Annotated in this window: 14 protein-coding genes and 1 pseudogene; 9 read left to right on the top strand and 6 right to left on the bottom strand. The window is 72.1% G+C overall.

Annotation, left to right across the window (positions count from 1 at the left end):
• The first annotated feature begins 288 nt into the window (after window positions 1-288).
• Window positions 289-1,050, top strand: a complete 762-nt coding sequence (locus ACZ8ZB_RS01970; RefSeq protein ID WP_470735980.1) for a sulfite exporter TauE/SafE family protein — start codon at window positions 289-291, stop codon at window positions 1,048-1,050.
• A 26-nt stretch (window positions 1,051-1,076) separates the two neighbouring features.
• Here ACZ8ZB_RS01970 and ACZ8ZB_RS01965 read toward each other — a convergent pair whose 3' ends face one another.
• Entirely contained in the window at window positions 1,077-1,871 is a 795-nt protein-coding gene (locus ACZ8ZB_RS01965) for an SDR family NAD(P)-dependent oxidoreductase (protein WP_470735979.1), read from the bottom strand.
• Between the two features lie 185 nt (window positions 1,872-2,056).
• Between ACZ8ZB_RS01965 and ppk2 the strand changes: the two genes are divergently transcribed.
• Entirely contained in the window at window positions 2,057-3,055 is a 999-nt protein-coding gene (gene ppk2 / locus ACZ8ZB_RS01960) for a polyphosphate kinase 2 (RefSeq protein ID WP_470735978.1), read from the top strand.
• 5 nt (window positions 3,056-3,060) lie between these two features.
• On the opposite strand, the gene yicI is transcribed toward ppk2, so the two are convergent.
• Entirely contained in the window at window positions 3,061-5,331 is a 2,271-nt protein-coding gene (gene yicI / locus ACZ8ZB_RS01955; RefSeq protein ID WP_470735977.1) for an alpha-xylosidase, read from the bottom strand.
• Between the two features lie 294 nt (window positions 5,332-5,625).
• On the opposite strand from yicI, the gene ACZ8ZB_RS01950 reads away from it, so the two are divergent.
• Genes ACZ8ZB_RS01950 through ACZ8ZB_RS01935 form a run of 4 tightly spaced genes read left to right on the top strand, consistent with a single transcriptional unit; the run spans window position 5,626 to window position 10,097 of the window.
• Window positions 5,626-6,885, top strand: a complete 1,260-nt coding sequence (locus ACZ8ZB_RS01950) for an ABC transporter substrate-binding protein (RefSeq protein ID WP_470735976.1) — start codon at window positions 5,626-5,628, stop codon at window positions 6,883-6,885.
• Between the two features lie 11 nt (window positions 6,886-6,896).
• On the top strand, window positions 6,897-7,850 hold the full coding sequence (locus ACZ8ZB_RS01945) for a carbohydrate ABC transporter permease (RefSeq protein ID WP_470735975.1): 954 nt from the start codon (window positions 6,897-6,899) through the stop codon (window positions 7,848-7,850).
• 5 nt (window positions 7,851-7,855) lie between these two features.
• Complete coding sequence (locus ACZ8ZB_RS01940) at window positions 7,856-8,683, top strand: carbohydrate ABC transporter permease (protein ID WP_470735974.1); 828 nt, start codon at window positions 7,856-7,858, stop codon at window positions 8,681-8,683.
• Window positions 8,684-8,717: 34 nt separating this feature from the next.
• On the top strand, window positions 8,718-10,097 hold the full coding sequence (locus tag ACZ8ZB_RS01935; RefSeq protein WP_470735973.1) for a GH1 family beta-glucosidase: 1,380 nt from the start codon (window positions 8,718-8,720) through the stop codon (window positions 10,095-10,097).
• A 12-nt stretch (window positions 10,098-10,109) separates the two neighbouring features.
• Here the strand turns inward: ACZ8ZB_RS01935 and ACZ8ZB_RS01930 are convergent, their stop codons facing one another.
• The 3 genes from ACZ8ZB_RS01930 to ACZ8ZB_RS01920 all read right to left on the bottom strand — a co-directional run bounded on the left by ACZ8ZB_RS01930 (window position 10,110) and on the right by ACZ8ZB_RS01920 (window position 13,733).
• Window positions 10,110-11,345, bottom strand: coding sequence for a PP2C family protein-serine/threonine phosphatase (locus tag ACZ8ZB_RS01930; RefSeq protein WP_470735972.1), 1,236 nt, complete (start codon window positions 11,343-11,345; stop codon window positions 10,110-10,112).
• Window positions 11,346-11,446: 101 nt separating this feature from the next.
• Window positions 11,447-12,199 carry an IclR family transcriptional regulator gene (locus tag ACZ8ZB_RS01925; protein WP_470735971.1) on the bottom strand — a complete coding sequence of 251 codons (753 nt, stop codon included), beginning with the start codon at window positions 12,197-12,199 and terminating at the stop codon, window positions 11,447-11,449.
• A 109-nt stretch (window positions 12,200-12,308) separates the two neighbouring features.
• A complete protein-coding gene (locus tag ACZ8ZB_RS01920) occupies window positions 12,309-13,733 on the bottom strand; it encodes a cellulose binding domain-containing protein (protein WP_470735970.1) in 1,425 nt (474 codons plus the stop codon).
• Window positions 13,734-14,030: 297 nt separating this feature from the next.
• Between ACZ8ZB_RS01920 and ACZ8ZB_RS01915 the strand changes: the two genes are divergently transcribed.
• On the top strand, window positions 14,031-14,879 hold the full coding sequence (locus ACZ8ZB_RS01915; protein ID WP_470735969.1) for a GntR family transcriptional regulator: 849 nt from the start codon (window positions 14,031-14,033) through the stop codon (window positions 14,877-14,879).
• Window positions 14,880-15,032: 153 nt separating this feature from the next.
• Window positions 15,033-16,209 (top strand): annotated as a pseudogene (locus ACZ8ZB_RS01910) (glycoside hydrolase family 64 protein).
• Window positions 16,210-16,265: 56 nt separating this feature from the next.
• Here the strand turns inward: ACZ8ZB_RS01910 and ACZ8ZB_RS01905 are convergent.
• Window positions 16,266-18,887, bottom strand: a complete 2,622-nt coding sequence (locus tag ACZ8ZB_RS01905; RefSeq protein ID WP_470735968.1) for a SpoIIE family protein phosphatase — start codon at window positions 18,885-18,887, stop codon at window positions 16,266-16,268.
• A gap of 121 nt (window positions 18,888-19,008) precedes the next feature.
• On the opposite strand from ACZ8ZB_RS01905, the gene ACZ8ZB_RS01900 reads away from it, so the two are divergent.
• Window positions 19,009-20,106, top strand: coding sequence for an AI-2E family transporter (locus ACZ8ZB_RS01900; protein ID WP_470735967.1), 1,098 nt, complete (start codon window positions 19,009-19,011; stop codon window positions 20,104-20,106).
• Window position 20,107: the final 1 nt, after the last annotated feature.

Here is a 20,107-nt window from a genome sequence, read left to right as displayed (position 1 = left end):
ACGCCCGCGCCGGCGTCCGCCCGGGTCCCCGCCTCCGCGCCGAGGCCGCCCGCTCCTTCGACGGGCCGGGCCCCGCCGGCCCCGGCCCGGTGTCCGCGCCGGAGCGGTTCCGGACGGCCCCGGGCCCTCCTCCGAGGGCAGCGGCGCCCACGCGGGTGTGGCCAGGATCTCCCGGCCTTTCGGTGATCGCCGGGGACGCGGAGGCTAGCGTCCACCCATGAACGTTTCTTCGGGCCCCGGCCCGCGGCAGGCACCCCCGGGCGGCGACGAGGCGACCGGGGCCACGGCATGACGCCGCCGGAGATGCTCGGCGTCTTCGCGGCGGGCGTCGGCGCCGGCGCCATGAACGCCGTCGTCGGCTCGGGGACGCTGGTCACCTTCCCCGTGCTGCTCGCCACCGGGCTGTCCCCCGTCACCGCCACGGTCTCCAACGCGCTCGGACTGATCCCGGGTTCCGTCAGCGGCGCCATCGGCTACCGCAGGGAACTCGCCGGCCAGGGCCGGCGCGTCCGCAGGCTCGGGGCCGGCGCCGCGCTGGGCGGACTCTGCGGCGCGACGCTCCTGCTGGCCCTGCCCGCCGAGGCGTTCGAGACCATCGTGCCGACCCTGGTGGGGCTCGCCCTCGTCCTCGTCGCGTTCCAGCCCCTGATCGCCAAGAAGGTGCGCAGCCGCCGCGCGAAGAAACACTCCCCCCGCCGCGACGGCGGATGGCCGCTGTCCGCCGGCCTGACCCTGGCCAGCGTCTACGGCGGCTACTTCTCCGCGGCCCAGGGCATCGTCTACATGTCCCTGATGGGCCTGTTCATCGACGAGCCGCTGCAACGCCTCAACGCCGTCAAGAACGTCCTCGCGGCGATCGTCAACACGGTCGCCGCGGCCTTCTTCCTGTTCGTCGCCGACTTCGACTGGACGGCCGTCGCGCTCATCGCGGCCGGATCCGCCCTGGGCGGCCAGCTCGGAGCGAGGACCGGCCGCAGATTCAGCCCCGCGGTGCTGCGCGCCCTCATCGTCACGATCGGCACCGTCGCCCTCGTCCAGCTGCTCCGCTGATCACCGTCCGCTCCCGGGACACGTCCTCAGGGCAGGATCGAATCCACGTAGCCGCCGTCGACACGCAGTGCCCCGCCCGTGGTCGCGGAGGCCTGCTCCGAGCTGAGGTAGACGACCATGTGGGCGATCTCCTCCGGCTCGATCAGCCGTTGCAGCAGCGACTGCGGACGGTGCTCGCGCATGAAGGCGCGCTGCGCCTCGTCCCACGGGAGCTCGGGGCCGACGAGTCCGTGGACGAAGTCCTCCACTCCGCCGGTGCGGGTGGGCCCGGCGATGACCGAGTTCACCGTGACGCCCGTGCCCGCCGCCTGTTTGGCGAATCCCCGGCTCACCGCGAGCAGTGCCGTCTTGGACATCCCGTAGTGGATCATCTCGGCGGGCGTGACGATCGCCGAGTCGCTGGCGATGTACTGGACGCGTCCCCAGCCGCGCTCGGTCATATCCGGCAGGAAGAGCCGGGTCAGCCGCACCGCGGCCAGGACGTTCACCTCGAAGTAGCGCCGCCACTCGTCGTCGGTGATCTCCAGCGGGTTCGCGGACCCGAAGACGCCGAGGTTGTTGACGAGGACGTCCACCCGCGGCAGGGCCTCGGCGACCTGCTCGGCGCCCGCACCGGTGGTCACGTCCGCCGTGACCGGCACCACGTCGGCGCCGGGCACCTCCCGTTCGAGGGTGGCGGCGCTGTCCCGTACGCGCTCGGCGGAGCGTCCGTTGACCGCGACCCGGGCGCCCGCCCGCGCCAGTCCGGTGGCGATCGCCGCACCGATGCCCTGGGTGGAGCCGGTGACCAGTGCCGTACGGCCCTCGAGGTCGATCTGCACGTCGTGCGTTCCCTTCGCCTGGGTACCAGTGCCTGCATGCGATGCCCGAACACGGACGGAAGGCGCTGCCCGCGCACGCGTTCCGCCCGGTCCTGTTCCTTCCCCGGACGCTCGGTCGAATCACCGCATGTCGCCCGGCGGGCATACGCTTTTGGTGACGCACTCACAAGGAGGCGGGAGACGACGTGACGGCCGAACACACGGACGCGCAGGACGGCCGGACGGAGACCGGGACCGGCGCGAACGGCGGCGACCTGCTCGACGGGCTGGAGGTGGACGACCGGCGCCCGGAGCGGCCCGTGCTGCTCGACGCCGACGGCACCCCGATCGAGACCTGGCGGGAGAACCACCCCTACGACCGCAGGATCAAGCGGGCGGAGTACGACAGGACCAAGCGCATCCTGCAGATCGAGCTGCTGAAGATGCAGCGATGGGTGAAGGACACCGGTCAGCGCGTCGTCGTGCTCTGCGAGGGACGGGACGCGGCCGGCAAGGGCGGCACCATCCAGCGGTTCACGGAACGCCTCAACCCCCGCGGCGCCCGCGTGGTCGCCCTGGAGAAGCCGACCGAGCGGGAGGCGGGGCAGTGGTACTTCCAGCGCTACGTGGCCCACCTGCCGGCCCGCGGCGAGATCGTCTTCTTCGACCGCTCCTGGTACAACCGAGCGGGCGTCGAGCGGGTCATGGGGTTCTGCACGGACGCCGAGTACCGCCAGTTCCTCGAGCAGGCGCCCCTGTTCGAGCGGCTGCTCACCGACGACGGCATCATGCTGGTGAAGTTCTGGTTCTCCGTCTCCCGGGCCGAGCAGCGGACCCGGTTCGCGATCCGCCAGGTCGATCCGGTGCGCCGCTGGAAGCTGTCGCCGATGGATCTCGCCTCGCTCGACCGCTGGGACGACTACACCGAGGCCAAGATCGAGATGTTCCGGGCGACGGACACGCCCCACGCGCCGTGGACGGTCGTGAAGAACAACGACAAGCGCCGGGGCCGGCTGGAGGCGATGCGCAGCCTCCTCGACCGCTGCGACTATCCGGCGAAGGACCACGGGGCCCTGGGCAAGCCGGACCCGCTGATCGTGGGCGCGGCGGACACCCTGCTGGAGGCCGGTGAGGAACCCTCGGTCCTCTCACCGACCCCCCTCGCGGGTCCCGGCGACGGCCCGGGCAGTCACCCGGACACATGACCCGGTCATCCCAGCGGCAGCGTCACCTCGCCCGAGCCCTGTGCCTCGGCGCCACCGGGCACGCGCACCGTGAACGGCCGGTCGGTCCCGGACGCGGTGACGCGCAGGGCGTCGCCGTCCCGCCGGACCCGGAACGTCGCGGCCGCGAGCCCCGCCGTGTCCGGCACGGTGACCTCGGCCGCGTAGTCGGCCGCGGCCGGGGGGTGCACGAGCAGGACCGGGGCGTCCAGCCAGTCGCCGTCGGGCCGGGAGTCGTCGCCGGCCAGCGGCAGCACGGCGCCCTCACGGACGTAGAGCGGAAGGCTGTCGTAGCCGTGCCGTTCGGTGCGCCAGCACGGGCCGGTGACCCGCTCGCCGCTCAGCAGATGGGTCCAGGTGCCCCCGGGCAGGTAGACCTCCACCTCGCCGTCCTCGCTGAACACCGGCGCGACCAGCAGGTCGGGGCCGAGCATGTACTGGCGGTCGAGCGGGCGGCACGCCGGGTCGTGCGGGAACTCCAGCACCATCGGCCGCATCACCGGGACGCCCGCGCGGTGGGCCTCGACGGCGGCGCCGTACAGGTACGGCATCAGGCGGTGCTTGAGCAGGGTGAACCGCCGGGCGACGTCGACCGCCTCGTCGCCGAACTCCCACGGCACCCGGTACGACGTGGAGCCGTGCAGCCGGCTGTGCGAGGAGAGCAGGCCGAAGGCGAGCCAGCGCTTGAACACCTCGGGGACGGGCGTGCCCTCGAAGCCGCCGATGTCGTGGCTCCAGAAGCCGAACCCGCTCAGCGACAGGGACAGACCGCCGCGCAGCGACTCGGCCATCGCCTCGAAGGACGACCAGCAGTCGCCGCCCCAGTGCACCGGGTACTGCTGGCCGCCGGCGGTCGCGGACCGGGCGAAGAGCACCGCCTCGCCCTGCCCGCGCTCCTTCTCCAGTAGCTCGAACACCGTCCGGTTGTACAGGTGCGTGTAGTAGTTGTGCATCCGCTCGGGGTCGGAGCCGTCGTGCCAGACGACGTCGGTGGGGATGCGCTCGCCGAAGTCCGTCTTGAAGCTGTCCACCCCCTGGTCGAGCAGCGGCTTGAGCTTCGACTGGAACCAGGCGCGGGCGTCGGGGCTGGTGAAGTCGACCAGGCCCATGCCGGCCTGCCACAGGTCCCACTGCCACACGTCGCCGTTCGGACGGCGCACCAGGTGCCCGAGGGCCGCGGCCTCGTCGAAGAGCGGGGACTTCTGGGCGATGTACGGGTTGATCCAGGCGCTGATCCGCAGGCCCTTCTCCTTGAGCCGGGCCAGCATGCCCTCCGGGTCGGGGAAGACGTCCGGGTCCCACTGGAAGTCGCACCACTGGTACTCGCGCATCCAGAAGCAGTCGAAGTGGAACACCGACAGCGGGATGCCGCGCTCGGCCATGCCGTCGACGAACGACGTCACCGTCGCCTCGTCGTACGACGTGGTGAAGGAGGTGCTGAGCCACAGGCCGAACGACCAGGCCGGGGGCAGGGCCGGGCGTCCGGTGAGGGCCGTGTAGCGGCCGAGGACGTCCTTCGGGGTGGGACCTGCGACGACGTAGTACTCCAGCGCCTGGTCCTCGACGCTGAACTGGACCTGCCCCACGGATTCGGAGCCGATCTCGAAGGAGACGGCGCCGGGGTGGTTGACGAAGACGCCGTAGCCGCGGGAGGAGAGGTAGAACGGGACGTTCTTGTAGGCCTGCTCGCTGCTGGTGCCGCCGTCGGCCTGCCAGACGTCGACGGTCTGGCCGTTCTTGACGAACGGGGTGAAGCGCTCGCCCAGGCCGTAGACCTGCTCGCCGACGCCGAGCGACAGCCGGCTCAGTACGTGGTGGGCTCCCTCGCCGGTGGTGGCGAAGGCGGTGCTCTTGGCCCCGGCGCGGGTCAGTTCGCGTCCGTCCGCGTCGTGGAAGGTGAGCGCGAAGGGACCGCTCCCGTCCAGGCGCAGGGACAGGGGGCCGCTGGTCAGCTCGGTGACGGTGCCGTCCTGGCGTACCGTCCCCGCGCCGTCCGCGTCCCCGGTGAGGGCGAAGTCGGGGCCCGGCCGGTACTTGCCCGCGTGATGGGTGACCCGCACGCCGATCACGCCCTCGGCGGGGGAGAAGCACTCGACCGTGATCAGCGGTGCGTTCAGGGTGTCGCCCCTGCGCGTCACTCTCTTCACGGCGGCGTAGCCGGTGAAGCGCTTCGATTCCGGGCGCACATCGCGCACTTCGGTGGCGTACGAGATCTGCACACCGTCACGGATGCGCCAGAAGCCGTCAGTGAATTTCATGGTCTTCCTCGGAGGGGGAGGGCGGCAGAGGCCCGGGAGAAAGCCTCTGACCAGGAACTATGACAGGAGACGCAGAACCTGTCACGCCTTGGGACAAGCAGATCGTATCGCTGGGGGGCTAGCGCGACCGGCTTCCGCTGGCGTATTAGTAATCAGGCAAAACAAATTACACCCGGTGAAGCGCCAGGCAACACCTCGGCGAGAGCCGCCATCAGTCGAAGCGCTTCACCAGCCTCCTGAAAGAGTCACCAGCTCAGCGCACGTTGAGCCGGTCCCCACGCAAGGGCACCCACCGTGACAGCACTTCCTCCGGTTGCCGCACACCGCGCGCGCGGACGTTCGCGCGCAGCCGTCACGTCGTTCGCCGCCGTCTCCGTCCTCATCGCCGGAGCGGCGCTGACCGGCTGCGCACAGCAGCGCGACAGCGACGTGTACACCGTGATGAACTCCTCGACCGACGAGACCTACCACCGCTGGGACGCCGAGGCGATGGCCCGCTGCGGCGAGCAGCTGGGCGTGCGCGTCGAGCAGCAGAGCGTCCCCGCCTCGCAGGTGATGACGAAAGCCCTGCGCATGGCCTCGTCGAAGTCGCTGCCGGACATCGTGCAGTTCGACGCCTCCGAGATGCCGACCTTCGCCGACGCCGGCGGGCTCGTCGACCTGCGCTCCCTGGGCCTCGCCACCGACGACGTCCCCGAGGGCATCGTCGACTTCGGCTCCTACAAGGGCACGTACTACGGAGCGGCCCGCTCCGTGAACACCCTCGCCCTCTTCTACAACAAGGACATCCTGGACGAGGCGGGCGTCGCGGTGCCCACCACCTGGGACGAACTGCGGCAGGCGGCGAAGAAGCTCACCGAGGGCAACCGGTACGGCCTGGCGCTCAGCGCGGGCGGCGCCGAGGACGGCGTCTTCCAGTTCACGCCCTTCATGTGGTCCAACGGCGGCGACGAGACGGACCTCGACAGCCCTCGGGTCGTCGAGGCGCTCGACTACTGGAAGGCGCTGCTCCAGGACGGGTCGCTGTCCAAGTCCACGGTCAACTGGACGCAGGCCGACGTGAACGACCAGTTCATGGCCGGCAACGCCGCGATGATGATCAACGGCCCGTGGCAGGTCGAGACCCTCAACACCAAGAAGTCGCTGCATTGGGGGATCGCGCAGATCCCCGTCCCCGAGGCGGGCGCCGACTCGGTGGGGCCGCTCGGCGGCGCCGTGCTCACCGTGCCCAACACCGGCGACACCGAACGCGAGAAGACGGCCGGCCGGATCGTCGCCTGTCTGGCGAGCGAGAAGGAACAGCTCACCTACGCCCTGAACAGCTGGATGGTCCCGGCCAACGAGAAGGCCGCCGCGAAGTGGCGCGAGGAGGTGCCCGAGCTGGACGCGCTGGCCGACCAGGTCGCCGCCGCCCGGTCCCGCACCGCCAAGCTCGGCGCCGGCTGGTCGGGCGTGTCGCTCGCCCTGCAGAGCGCCTTCCAGTCCGCCCTGACCGGCCAGTCCAGCGAGACCGCCCTGCAGCGCGCCCAGCGGCGCGCCACGAGCGGGAACTGAGGTACGCCCCCATGACCACGTCCACCGTCACCGCTCCGGTGTCCGCGAAGACCCCCGGGACGGGCGCAGCGCCGGACCCGGCCCGGCAGCGACTGCGCCGCAGACTCGCCCAGTGGGGCTTCGTCGCCCCCGCCGTCGTCTTCATGCTGCTGTTCTTCGGCTACCCGCTCGTCCGCAACGTCGTGATGAGCTTCCAGCACTACACGCCGAAGACGTTCTTCACCGGCGAGGCCCCCTTCAACGGCACCGACAACTGGTCGTCCGTCTTCCAGGACGTCCTGTTCGGCAAGGCCCTGTGGCACACCCTCGTCTTCACCGCCGGCTCCCTGCTCGGCCAGTTCTGCATCGGCCTCGCCCTCGCCGTCTTCTTCAACCGCAGGTTCCCCCTCGGCGGCGTCCTGCGGTCGCTGATCCTGCTGCCCTGGCTGGTGCCCATGGTGGTGTCCGGCATCGTGTGGCGCCGCATCCTCGACCAGGACACCGGCGTGCTCAACACGTTCCTGGACACCCTGGGCCTGGGCGGTCAGACCCCGTGGCTGACCAGCCCCGACATGGCGCTGCTCTCGGTGATCATGGTCAACATCTGGATCGGCATCCCGTTCAACATGGTCATCCTCTACGGCGGCCTCCAGGAGATCCCCAAGGAGCTGTACGAGGCGGCCTCCCTGGACGGCGCCTCGGGCTGGCGGACCTTCCGCTCCGTCACCCTGCCGATGCTCAAGCCGGTGATCACGGTCGTCCTGGTGCTCGGCTTCATGTCGACGGTCAAGATCCTCGACCTGATCCTCGCCCTCACCGACGGCGGACCCGCCGACGCCACCCAGACCCTGGGCACGCTCACCTACCAGAACTCCTTCGTGGAGCTGGACTTCGGCGCCGGCGCGGTCGTCGGCAACGTGCTCATCCTCATCTCCGCGGTGTTCGCGGTGTTCTACCTGCGGGCCAACCGCACCGAGGGGAAGTGACCGACATGGCCGCTCACACTCCCGCCGCGTCCCGGCGCCGCTGGGGCTCCACCGCCGCCGGTGTGCTGATCCTGGGCGTGATGCTCTTCCCGCTGTACTGGATGCTCAACACGGCGCTCCAGCCCGAGTCCGGCCTGCTCCAGGTCGACCCGGTGCCGGGCGGCCTGGACCTCTCCGGGTTCTCCAAGGCCCTCAGCGACCAGGGCGGACACCTGCTGACCTCGCTGCTGGTCTCGTTCGGCGCCGTCGCCATCTGCCTGGCGATCTCCGCCCCGGCGGCCTACGGACTGGCCCGGTTCGGCCTGCGCGGCTCGCGCACGATCGTGTTCGGCACCCTGATCACCCAGATGGTGCCGGGCATCGTCATCGCCAACGCCCTCTACAACTCCTACGTCGACCTGGGCCTGGTGAACTCCTACTTCGGCCTGATGCTCGCGGACGCCTCGCTCGGCATCCCGTTCTCCATCGTCCTGATGCGCTCCTTCATGGTGTCCATCCCGGGGGAGGTCATCGAGGCCGCCGAGATCGACGGCGCCGGTCCGGTGCGGGTCTTCCTGCGGGTGGTGCTCCCGATGAGCCGCAACTCGCTGATCACCTCCGGCCTGTTCGCGTTCCTGTTCTCGTGGAGCGACTTCATGTTCGCGCTCACCCTGAACACCACCGACGACGTCAAGCCGATCACCCTGGGCATCTACCAGTACATCGGCGCCCACGTCGGAGACTGGGGCGCGGTCATGGCCGCGTCCGTGCTCTCCGCCGTCCCGGCCGCGATCCTGCTCGTCCTCGCCCAGAAGTACATCGCCGCCGGCATCACCGGGGGCTCCGTCAAGTGATCACCACCGCACACACCGAGATGGACCGACACGCATGAGCGACTTCCCCCGTTTCCCGCCCGGCTTCGTCTTCGGCGCCGCGACCGCCTCGTACCAGATCGAGGGCGCGGCGTACGAGGACGGCCGCGGCCCGTCCATCTGGGACACCTACAGCCACACCCCCGGCCTGGTCGCGAACGGCGACACCGGTGACGTCGCCTGCGACCACTACCACCGCTACCCCGAGGACGTGGCCCTGCTGCGCGACCTCGGCGTCGGCTCGTACCGCTTCTCGATCGCCTGGCCGCGCATCGTGCCCGACGGCGCCGGCCCGGTGAACCCCAAGGGCCTGGACTTCTACTCCCGGCTGGTCGACGAACTCCTCGCCGCCGGCATCGAGCCCGCCGCCACCCTCTACCACTGGGACCTCCCGCAGGCGCTGGAGGACCGGGGCGGCTGGCGGGTGCGGGAGACCGCCGAGCGGTTCGCCGAGTACGCGGCCGTCGTCGCCGAGCGCCTGGGCGACCGGGTGCCCCGCTGGATCACCCTCAACGAGCCGTGGTGCAGCGCCTTCCTCGGCTACTCCGTGGGCCGTCACGCGCCGGGCGCCCGCGAGGGCCGGGGGGCCCTGGCCGCCGCCCACCACCTCCTGGTCGGCCACGGGCTCGCCGTCCAGGCGCTCCGGTCCGCCGGGGTCCGCGAGGTCGGCATCACCCTCAACCTCGACCACCACCTGCCCGCCACCGACTCCGCCGCCGACCGGGAAGCCGTCGTGCGCGCCGACACCCTGCACAACCTGGTGTGGACGGAGCCGATCCTCGCCGGGCGCTACCCGGACACCGAGGAGGACACCTGGGGCGAGCTGATCACCGGACAGGACTTCCGCCGCGACGGCGACCTGGAGCTGATCAGCCGGCCGCTGGACTTCCTCGGCATCAACTACTACCGCCCGATCGTCGTCGCCGACGCCCCGTACCGGGAGGGCGACCCCGCCCTGCGCGTGGCGACCGACAACCGCTACGCCGAGACGGCGATGCCCGGCGTCCGGCACACCGCGATGGGCTGGCCGGTGGCCCCGGACACCTTCACCGATCTCCTGGTGGACCTGAAGGAGCAGTACGGGGACGCCCTGCCGCCGGTGCACATCACCGAGAACGGCTCCGCCGAGGACGACGAGGTGAGCGCGGACGGCGCCGTGCACGACACGGGCCGGGTGGCGTACCTGCGCGACCACCTCACCGCGCTGCGGGCCGCGATCGACGCGGGCGTGGACGTGCGCGGCTACTACGTGTGGTCCCTGCTCGACAACTTCGAGTGGGCCTTCGGCTACGACAAGCGCTTCGGCATCGTCCGGGTCGACTACGACACGCAGCGGCGCATCCCGAAGGACAGCTACCACTGGTACCGGCGCATGATCGCCGCCCAGCGGCCCTGACGGACCGGCCGCTCAGGCGGCGCCTTCGCGGTCGTCGAAGGCGCCGCCGGCGTCCGGTTCCGGGCGCGCCGTGAGCGGCAGGACGACGGGGGAGCCCGCGTCCGCGGCCCCGGCGGTGACGGGGGGCTTGCGCAGCAGGAGCAGCGCCGCGTCGTCGTGCAGCCGGCCGCCCACGTGGTCCAGCAGTTCCTGGTGCAGCGCGGCGAGCGTGCGGGCCGGCTCGTCGCACAGGTGCCGGGCCAGGCCCTCGGCCAGCGGGTAGAACTCACGGCCGGCGTCGCGGGCCTCGGTGACCCCGTCGGTGTAGAACAGCAGCTGGTCCCCCTCGGTGAAGGACACCACCTGAAGGCCGGGGGACTCGCCCGACAGGGCGCGCAGCCCCAGGGGCGGCGCCGGACGGACGGGGTCCACCGGCACCACCTCGGTGCCGCGGACCAGCAGCGGGGGAGCGTGTCCGCAGTTGACCACCTCCAGCCGCCCCGGCTCCGGGTAGCCGGCGACCACGGCGGTGACGAAGTCGTCGTGGCCGAGGTTGCGGGCCAGGCTCCGTTCGATCCGGCGGACGACGTCCAGCAGATCGGGCTCGTCGTAGGCGGCCTCCCGGAAGACACCGAGCACCAGGGCGGCCGTCCCCACGGCCGGCAGTCCCTTGCCGCGCACATCGCCGACGATCATCCTGACCCCGTACGGAGTGGGGATGAGGGCGTAGAGGTCCCCGCCGATCCGGGCCTCCGCCGCGGCGGCGCTGTAGTGGACCGCCGTCTGGAACGGGCCGACGGTCTCCGGAACCGGAGTGAGCAGGGCGTGCTGCGCGGTCTCCGCGACGGAACGGACGGCGGCGAGCACCCGCTCGCGGCGTTCCCGCAGGGCGCTGGCGAGCGTGCCGGCCAGGGCGACGGTCATCAGCGCGGCGAACACGACGGTCAGCTCCGAGGCCGACATGCCGTGCCGGACGCCGATCGCCGGGCCGAGGAGGGAAGCCGGGAGGCCGACACCGAGGACCCCGACCGGCCGGCTGGTGGCCGCCGCCAGCGCCGGAGCGGCGGCGAGCAGCGGCAGCCAGACCTTGCCGGTCCCGCCGACGAGGTCGACGCACATGACGACGCAGACGATCAGTACGGAGAGGGCGGGTGTGCCGGCCGCCCAGTGTGCGGCGGCCCGCGCCCGGGGCGACCACGCGTGGCGGACCCCCCGCTCGTACTGCCGCATCGGCCAGTGGTCGCGTCCATGCTGACGGGCGTGACTCATGTGTCGTCCGCAGTCCTCACCTTTGCGCGGCGTGCGCGCATCCGTAATGTCTGACTTAATCAGGAAAGGTGATCGTTGCGTACGTCACAAGAGTGTGCTTTTCAGATAGTGAACGACAGCCCCCGGGTGACCCGCCCGGCGGCCGGCAGGAGGCGCTCACGGACCTCGTCGAGCCGGTGCAGCCGGTCCTTCGGCATGGAGACGCCGAGCGAGCCCAGGGTGTCCCCGCTGTAGACCGGCACCGCGATGCAGACGGTGCCCAGGGAGTACTCCTCCAGGTCGGTGACGGCCGGGGCCAGGGTGCTGCTCTCCAGTCGGCGGACCAGTTCCCCGGCCGTGGTGATCGTCCGCGGGGTGAGGTCGTTCAGCGGATGCCGGGAGAGGTACTCCTTGCGGGCCTCGTCGCCGAGCTCCCGGAGCACCGACTTGCCCAGCGCGGTGGCGTGCCCGGCGTCCTCGAACCCCACCCACAGCTCGGCCCGCGGGGTGCGAGGGCCGTCGACGATCTCGGCGACGCGGATCTCGCCGTCCTCGTAGAAGGTGAGGTAGGCGGCGGTGGACAGCTCGTCCCGCAGGGCGGCGAGCGCCGGCCGGACCCGGCTGAGCAGCGTCTGGCCGTGGCCCGCCGTGTGCAGGGTCTGGAACCGGTCGCCCAGGACGAATCCGCCGTCGTCCAGCTTGCGCAGGTACCCGTCGTGCACCAGGGTGCGCAGCAGGTGGTAGGCCGTGGCCAGGGGCAGCCCCGTCTCACGCGCCAGCTGTTTCGCCGGTGCGCCGTTCCGATGGGCGCTCGCCGCCTCCAGCAGCCGGAAGGCCCGCTGCACGGAGGTGATGAGCGTCGGGCCCGCGCCCATGTGACCAGCCTGCGCCGGACGCCCGCCACAGGCAAGGGGGAATCCCGCTCCACCCGGGTGGAGCGGGAGCTCTTGGAGAAGGCCGCGGACGGCGGCCGCGGTCAGGACGTCACGGAGCGGGAACCTCGTCCACGAAGGACGTGCCGGCGGCCCGGTAGGCGTCGACCCTCGCGGTCGCCTGGGCGGGGGTGAGCACCTGGTCCTTGACGTGCAGCACGTAGTCGACCTGCTGGTCGTAGGCGCGGGGGGTGGCCGACGTCTGGCCCTCGAGGTCGATCAGCCACTGGTTGAAGTTGATCGACATCGGACGCTCCGGCAGGTACGCCGCGTCGTGCGTGCCGAAGTGCCGGCCGTCGACGTAGTAGGTGATGGCGCTGTCGTCGATGGTCACCACCAGGTCGTGCCAGCCGGCGAAGCTGCGCCGGCTCTCGCTGTGCTGGTTCACGGCCTGCCAGGGATCCGGGTCGTAGGTCTCCCAGGAGGTCGTGTAGAGGATGTTGGACGGCTCGCCCCAGCCGCCGTTGGGCAGGTACTCGAAGTCGTACTCGGCGTAGTCGTCGGCCATCGGGGCCTTGAGGTCGTTGATGGTGAAGAAGGTCTGGACGACGCGGTCGCCGTCGGGGCCGTACTTCGGGGTGTCGGAGAACCGCACGCGGGCGGCGTAGGTGCCGTTCCTGAACTTCATGCTCCTGGTGAGGACTTCGGTGTGCCGGGTGGAGGCGCCGGTGCCCGCGGTGGAGGTCTCCAGGTTCATCACCGAGTTGCCGCCCGAGGCGCTGAACGTGACCTTGGACGGGTCCCAGGCCGCGCCGGGCACGCCGGGGCCGCCGGAGCCGGACCGCACGCTCCAGCCGTGCGCGGAGATCGCCGGGTCGGTGTGCGAGGTGTAGTCGAAGTCGTCGAACAGGGTCTGGCCGTCGCCCGGCGGGTCGGTCGGGTCCGTGGGGTCGGTCGGATCGTCGCCCTCGGGGGCCGCGCCCCACACCGTGGCGCCGGCGAGCTGGGCGGTGACCTTGTTCCAGTCGGCGTACGAGGTCTGCGCGCCGTCGAAGGAGTAGTCGTCGCTCTGCCGCAGCGCCTGCCAGTCGGCCCGGTGGAAGCGCAGCTGCATGTCCCCGGTGTCGGCGCCGGGAGCCAGCGATCCGGCGGACGCGGCGAACCCGATCTCCAGGTAGCGGTCGGCCGTCGCGGTGGGGCGGGCGAGTGTCCCGAACGTGCCGGTGACGGCGGAACAACCCTTGACCGCCCAGGAACAGGCGAAGCGGTACGAGGCGTTCGGGGAGTCGGCCTTGAAGTAGTAGCGGATCTTCACCTGGCTCAGCCGCACGGTCGAGGAACCGGTGTTGCGGATCTTGAACCAGGGCTCGCTCTGGTCGGCGGTGGCGCCGCCCGCACTGGTGCGGTACTGCACGGTGACGGCGCCGTCCGCGGCGGCGGCGGTGGTGGAGGGGAGACCGGCCAGGGCGGCGCTGCCGAGCAGGGCGGTCAGCGCGAGTGCCGCGCGGGTGCGGCGGCCGGCGGGACGAGTACTCATCCGTGTCCTTTCACAGTGGGGGTGGCGCACGGCGGATCGTCTGTGCGGTGAGCCGGGGAGCTCACGGTGGCGGCCCGGCCCGTCGTCGGGTTGACCAGTTGCCACCAGGGCCTTACCAGTTGATGTCGAGAGAAGGTGGCATGGACCGATGTGGACGTCAACCCTCCGCGTGGGAAAGCGCTTTGGCATTCCGCGACGGACTCCCTTGCGGGCCGTACCAGTTATGGTCGAGGCCGTACCAGTGATCCGGCGGCCGCACGGCCCGCCGCGCCGCCCGGCGACGAACGGGAGCCCCGTATGGAGATCGACCGTGCCGCCTCGGGCGCCGTGCTCAAGCGTGAACGGGTCCGCGACGCGATCCTGGAGCTGATCGAGGCACGGCGCCCCGGCGACGCCATCCCCTCGGAACGCAGTCTGTGCGCCCGGCTCGGCGTGTCCCGGCCCACGCTGCGCGCCGCCGTGGACGAACTCGTGGTCGCGGGGCTGCTGGTGCGCGAGCACGGCCGCGGCATGTTCGTCGCCGCCGAGAAGATCACCCAGGAACTGGTGGCGGAGCGGAGCTCCTTCGCCGTGCCCCGGGCCGGGGGTGTGTGGACCAGCCGGCTCCTGGAACTCCGCACCCTGCCGGCCGGCGCCCGGGTGGGCCGCAGACTGCGCGTCTCGCCCGCGGCGCGGATCCGCTACGTCGCCCGCCTCCGGCTGGTCGACGGCGCGCCCATGGCCATCGAGCACCTGCACATCCCGGCGGACCTCGTGCCGGACCTGACCGGCGAGGAGCTCGAACAGGGCGATCTGTACGAGCACTTCCGCGACCGGCACGGAGTGCGGGTCGGTGAGGCGGTGCAGTCCATCGAGCCCACCGTGGTGACCCGCGCGGAGGCGGACCTGCTCGAGGTGCCCGAGCTGTCGCCGGCCCTGCTGTTCGAGCGCCTCACCACCGACACCGGCGACCGCCCCGTCGAGTACGTCCGCTCCCTCTACCGGGGCGACCGCTACCGCATCGTCTCCCGGCTCAGGCTGGGCCCGGCGGCCGTGCGCCCGAGTCCGCCGGAAGGGCATCATCCGGGCATCCCGCCGGGGGACTTCGCCGCGGGCGCCCCCGTCACCTTCTCGACGCGAGGCGTGGTGCAGGGGGACGGCGACTGACCGGCCGTCGCGGTGGGTGAATCCGGAACCGCGCGCTCTCCATCCGTTGACAGGTCCATACCAGGGCGAGACGCTGCTGAGAGCGCTCTCAGAAAGTTTCCCCCCACACTCGAACGGAGAGGGGGCACGCTGCGCACACTCAAACGCCGGGCCATGGCCGTGGGGTTGAGCATCGCCACGGTGCTCGGCGGCTCACTGCTCGCCACCGGAGTGCCGTCCCCCGCCCACGCCGCGGTCCCGGACACCGTCCCCCTGAAGATCACCAACAACTCGGGCCGCGGCGAGCAGGTGTACGTCCACAACCTCGGCACCCAGCTGTCGACCGGCAGACAGGGCTGGGCCGACGCAGACGGCACGTTCCACCCCTGGCCCACGGGCGACAACCCGCCCACCCCCGCCCCCGACGCCTCGATCACGGGCCCGGCGGCAGGACGGTCCACGACCATCCGCGTCCCCGAGTTCTCCGGCCGCGTCTACTTCCCCTACGGCCGGAAACCCGTGTTCAGGCTGACCACCGGCGGTCTGGTGCAGCCCGCCGTGCAGAACCCGGCGGACCCCAACCGCGACATCCTCTTCAACTGGTCGGAGTACACGCTCAACGACTCGGGCCTGTGGCTCAACAGCACCCAGGTGGACATGTTCTCCGCGCCCTGCTCGGTGGGGGCGCGGCGCGCCGACGGCAGCACGGCGAGCACCGGAAAGCTCAGGCCCGGCGGCTACCACGCGGTCCTCGACACGCTCAGGGGACAGTCCGGAGGCTGGGCCGGCCTGATCCGGACCCGCTCCGACGGCACCGTGCTGCGCGCCCTGTCCCCCTGTACGGACTGGAGACGGGCGCCCTGCCGGCGTCGGTCATGGACGACTACGTCAACCGGGCCTGGCGGAAGTACGCCGGCTCCACCCTGACCGTCACCCCTTCGCCGACCAGCCGGGCGTCAGGTACTACGGCCGGGTCTCGGGTGACGTCATGCGCTTCACCGACAGCGCGGGGGCCGTCGTCACCGGCTTCCAGAAGCCGGACGCCTCCTCCGTCTTCGGCTGTCACAGGAGGCTCGACGCCCCCAACGACCGGGTGCGCGGCCCGATCTCCCGCACCCTGTGCGCCGGATTCAACCGCTCCACGCTCCTGACCGACCCCAGCCAGCCCGACTCGGGCTCCGGCGGCTTCCACCAGGACCCCGTCACCAACCACTACGCCCGTGCCGTCCACGCGCAGATGGCCGACGGCAAGGCGTACGCCTTCGCCTTCGACGACGTGGGCCACCACGAGCCGCTCGTCCACGACGGCAACCCGAGCGAGGCCTCCCTCACCCTCGACCCCTTCAGCTGACCGGGCCGGTGGCGGCGCGGGCCGGGCGCGCCGCCGCCGGACGCCGAGGACGACGGTCAGCGCAGCGGTACGGGCCGCACGGCCAGGACGGCGATGTCGTCGTCGCTGTCGGCGCCCAGCCCGATCAGCAGCTCGTCGCAGAACACGTCGAGGGGTTCCCGGGCCAGCGCGCCGGCGTGCCGGCGCAGCCGCTCCATGGCGTCGTCCAGGTGTTCTCCCCGGCGCTCGATCAGCCCGTCGGTGTACAGCAGAACCGTCGAGTGCGCCGGAATCGCGTCCCGGGCCCGCGGACGGACCGTCCGGGGGTCCACCCCGAGCAGCAGCCCCGAACCGTCCTCCAGGTACCGGGTGCGGCCGTCCGCGTCGACGAGCAGCGGCGGCGGATGCCCGGCGGAGGAGTGCACCAGTTCCCAGGGGCCGCTCCCGCCGCCCTTGACCAGAGCGTAGACACAGGTGGCGGTGGACTCGCGGTACAGGCTGTGGTTCGCCAGGTCCAGGTGGCGCAGGACGGTCTCGGGCGGCTCCTGGCGGTCCACGGCGATGCCCCGCAGCATGCTGCGCAGCTGGCTCATGGCGATGGCCGCGTCCAGGTTGTGCCCGGTGACGTCGCCGATGACCAGCGCCGTGTCCCCGCCGGGCAGGACGAAGCAGTCGTACCAGTCGCCGCCGACCTGCGCGGTGGCCGAGGAGGCCGCGTACCGGGCGGCCAACCGCAGGTGCGCGACCTCCGGCAGCCTGGGCAGCAGCGACCGCTGGAGACGTTCGGCGATGGTGCGCGTCTCCTGGTGGAGACGGAGGTTGTCCACCCCCAGGGCGAGACTGCGCACCAGGTCGTGGACCAGCGGCAGGTCCTCCTCCGTGAACGGCGTGTTCCGTCCGCGGCGGGCCACCGTGAGGGCGCCGATGATCTGCCGGCGGGCCCGCAGCGGGGCGACGACCGCGCTGTCCGCGCCCATGGTCCGGAACAGCCCCAGGTAGTGGGCGTCCAGAGGGCTCGCCACCTGGTCGGACGACGGCGGCCCGGTGAGCAGCAGCGGGCCCGCCCCGCGCAGCGCACGGGCCAGGGGGCCGCGGGCGGCGTCGGACACCGGCGGAAGCCGGCCCTCGTACTCCGCGGGCGAAGGGCCACGGAAGGGGCGGTGGGTGATGGACACCCGCTCCACCTGGTCGTTCTCCGTGAACAGGTCGACCGCGCACCAGTCCGCCAGCCGGTGGGTGAGGATCCGGCCCACCCGTTCCAGGCCCTCGGCCAGGTACGGCGCGTTGCTCAGCGCGGCCGCCGTGTCGGCCAGCAGCGACAGCCGCTCCAGCGCGGACCGGTCCGCGTCCCGGCCGGGGGCCCCGGTGGCCGCCGCGGACGTCCGCTCCGGTTCCCGCCGTGCCACGGACCGGGTGCGGCCGGGCGGGTGCGCGGCGGAACCGGGAACCGCCGCCCGCGGGACGAGCTGGGCGACGAACACGGTGCGGCCGTCGGCCGTCTCCTGCGGCTGGATGAACAGCCGTACGGGGATCAGCCGGCCGTCGCGGTGCAGCGCGGGCAGCGGCACCGAGCGCCCCAGGATCCGGGGCTGCCCGCTGAGCAGCAGGGACGTGAACGCCGCGACGTGCCGTCTGCGGAGGTGTTCCGGGACGAGGGTGGTGAGCGGCCGCCCGACGAGGTCGTCCGGGTGCCAGCCGAGCAGGTCCGCCGCCGACCCGCTCGCCGCGATGATCCGGTTCCGCTCGTCGGCGGCGATCGTCGGGGTGCTGCTCGCCTGCACCTGGCAGGCGTCCCACGTCACCAGGTCCGAGGGACCGGTGCCCGGTTCCCCGGGCACCACCGTCCACGCCGTGGGGTGGGCCCTGGCCAGCTGCCCGACGATCTGGTCGAACAGCCACTGGTGGAAGAGACGCTGCCGCGGCAGCGCCGGAAGCGTCAGCAGACGCCCCTCCCGGGCACCCTCCTCGGCCAGGTCCAGCACCGCGCGCAGGGTCTGCACCGACGGCTCGGCGTCCGGGGGCACGGACACGGACAGCGAGTGGATCGCCTGTCCGGAGGGCTCCCGCCGCAGCGCCGCCGCCACGGCCCCGGTGATCAGCTGACTCGTGTCCAGCGCGACGGCGAGGTCCTTCGGGGGGACACCCAGGTCGTGGCCGGCGCCGACGGCCAGGGCCACCTCGCGCAACAGGGTGTGCCGGTGCTGCTGAGCCGCCGCGTAGAGCGCCGCCGGCACGTCGAGCAGTGTCACCGCCGCTCCCGGGCCGGGGGAGGCCGTGGCGGGCTCCCAGTCGTCCGGGCAACGGGGCGGTCCCTCGGGCCGCAGCTCGAACCACACCGTCTTGCCCCCGTCACCGGTCTCGACGCCCCGCCGGGACGACAGCCCGGTGACCAGCTGCAGACCCTGTCCCGTGCCGGCGTAGGGCGGGCACCCGTGCGGCACGAGCCCGCGGTCCGGCCGGCGGTCGCCGACCCGCACCCGGACCGTGCCGTTCTCGACGCGGGCCGCCACCTCCGCCTCGGTGCGGGCGTGCAGGACGACGTTGGTCACCAGCTCACTGACCAGCAGTTGGGCCGTGTCCACCAGGTCCGGCGCGGCACCGGCGAGGGCGGCCCGCACGAACCGCCGGGCCTCCGCCACGCTCCTGGGCGCGGGAGGGAACCGACGCGACGGTGTCCCGTGGACCTTGGGGTCGCCCATGACCTCAGTCTGCCCCACCGGCCCCGGACGTTCCCGGCCGACACGGCGGCACCCCGCCGGACGTCCTCCCGGACGGATCCCGGGTGATCACCGTGACCGGCGGGCCCCATAGGGTGCCCCCATGTCTGCCACGTTGAACGCGGGAAGAACCCGCGCCGCGCTGCGCACGTCGGCGCGTGTCTCCGGTGAACTGCTGCTGGTCCTGGTGGCGGCGGCGGTGATGCTGTGGGTGCTGGGCCGGATGTGGTCGGTGGTCTGGCCGCTGATAATCGGTCTCCTCCTCACCACGCTCACCTGGCCCCCGACCCGTTTCCTGCGCCGGCGCGGGCTGGCCCCCGCGCTCGCCGCGTCCCTGGTGACCGTGTTGTTCCTGCTGGTGGCCGCGGGCACCGTGGCGCTGATCGCGGTGCCCGTGGCGTCGGAGTCCGGCGAGCTGGCCGACGGTGTCGTCGAGGGTGTCCAGAGGCTGCGCGAATGGGCCGCCGGACCGCCGCTGAACATCGACGACGCCCAGATCGCCGGGGCCTTCGACACCGCGACCGCACGCATCCAGGACAGCGCCGGCGCCATCGCCACCACCGCCGTCACCGGGGTGAGCACGGTCTTCAACGGTGTGGTCACGGCCGTGCTGGCGCTCTTCCTGATGTTCTTCTTCCTCAAGGACGGCCCGCGCTTCCTGCCGTGGCTCGGCCGGCAGCTCCCCGGCCGGCTGGCCACCGACGTCCCGGCCGTGGCCGCGCGGTGCTGGGACGTCCTCGGCTCCTTCGTACGGTCGCAGGCGCTCGTCGGCCTGCTCGACGCCGTGTTCATCGGACTGGGGCTGTGGCTCCTGGACGTCCCCCTGGTGCTGCCGCTGGCGGTGCTGACCTTCGTGTCCGCGTTCGTGCCCATCGTGGGCGCCCTGTTCGCCGGCTTCGTCGCGGTGCTGATCGCGCTGGTGTCCAACGGCCTGACGGACGCGCTGCTCGTGCTGGCCGTCATCATCGTGGTGCAGCAGCTCGAGGGCAACGTGTTCCAGCCCATGATCCAGAGCCGCGGCCTCGGACTGCACGCGGCGGTCGTCCTGCTGGCGGTGACGCTCGGCGGCGCCCTCTCCGGCATCGTCGGCAGCCTGCTCGCCGTACCGGTGGCCGCGCTGATCGCGGTCGTCTGGAACTACCTGCGCGAGCAGCTCTCCGACCCGCCGCCCGCACCGCGGGCCGACGTTCCGTCCGCCTGAC

This window comes from Streptomyces sp. 12E, from assembly GCF_055633275.1.
Note: the sequence above shows the minus strand (reverse complement) of the source record. Positions and strands in the feature narration are given on the sequence as shown.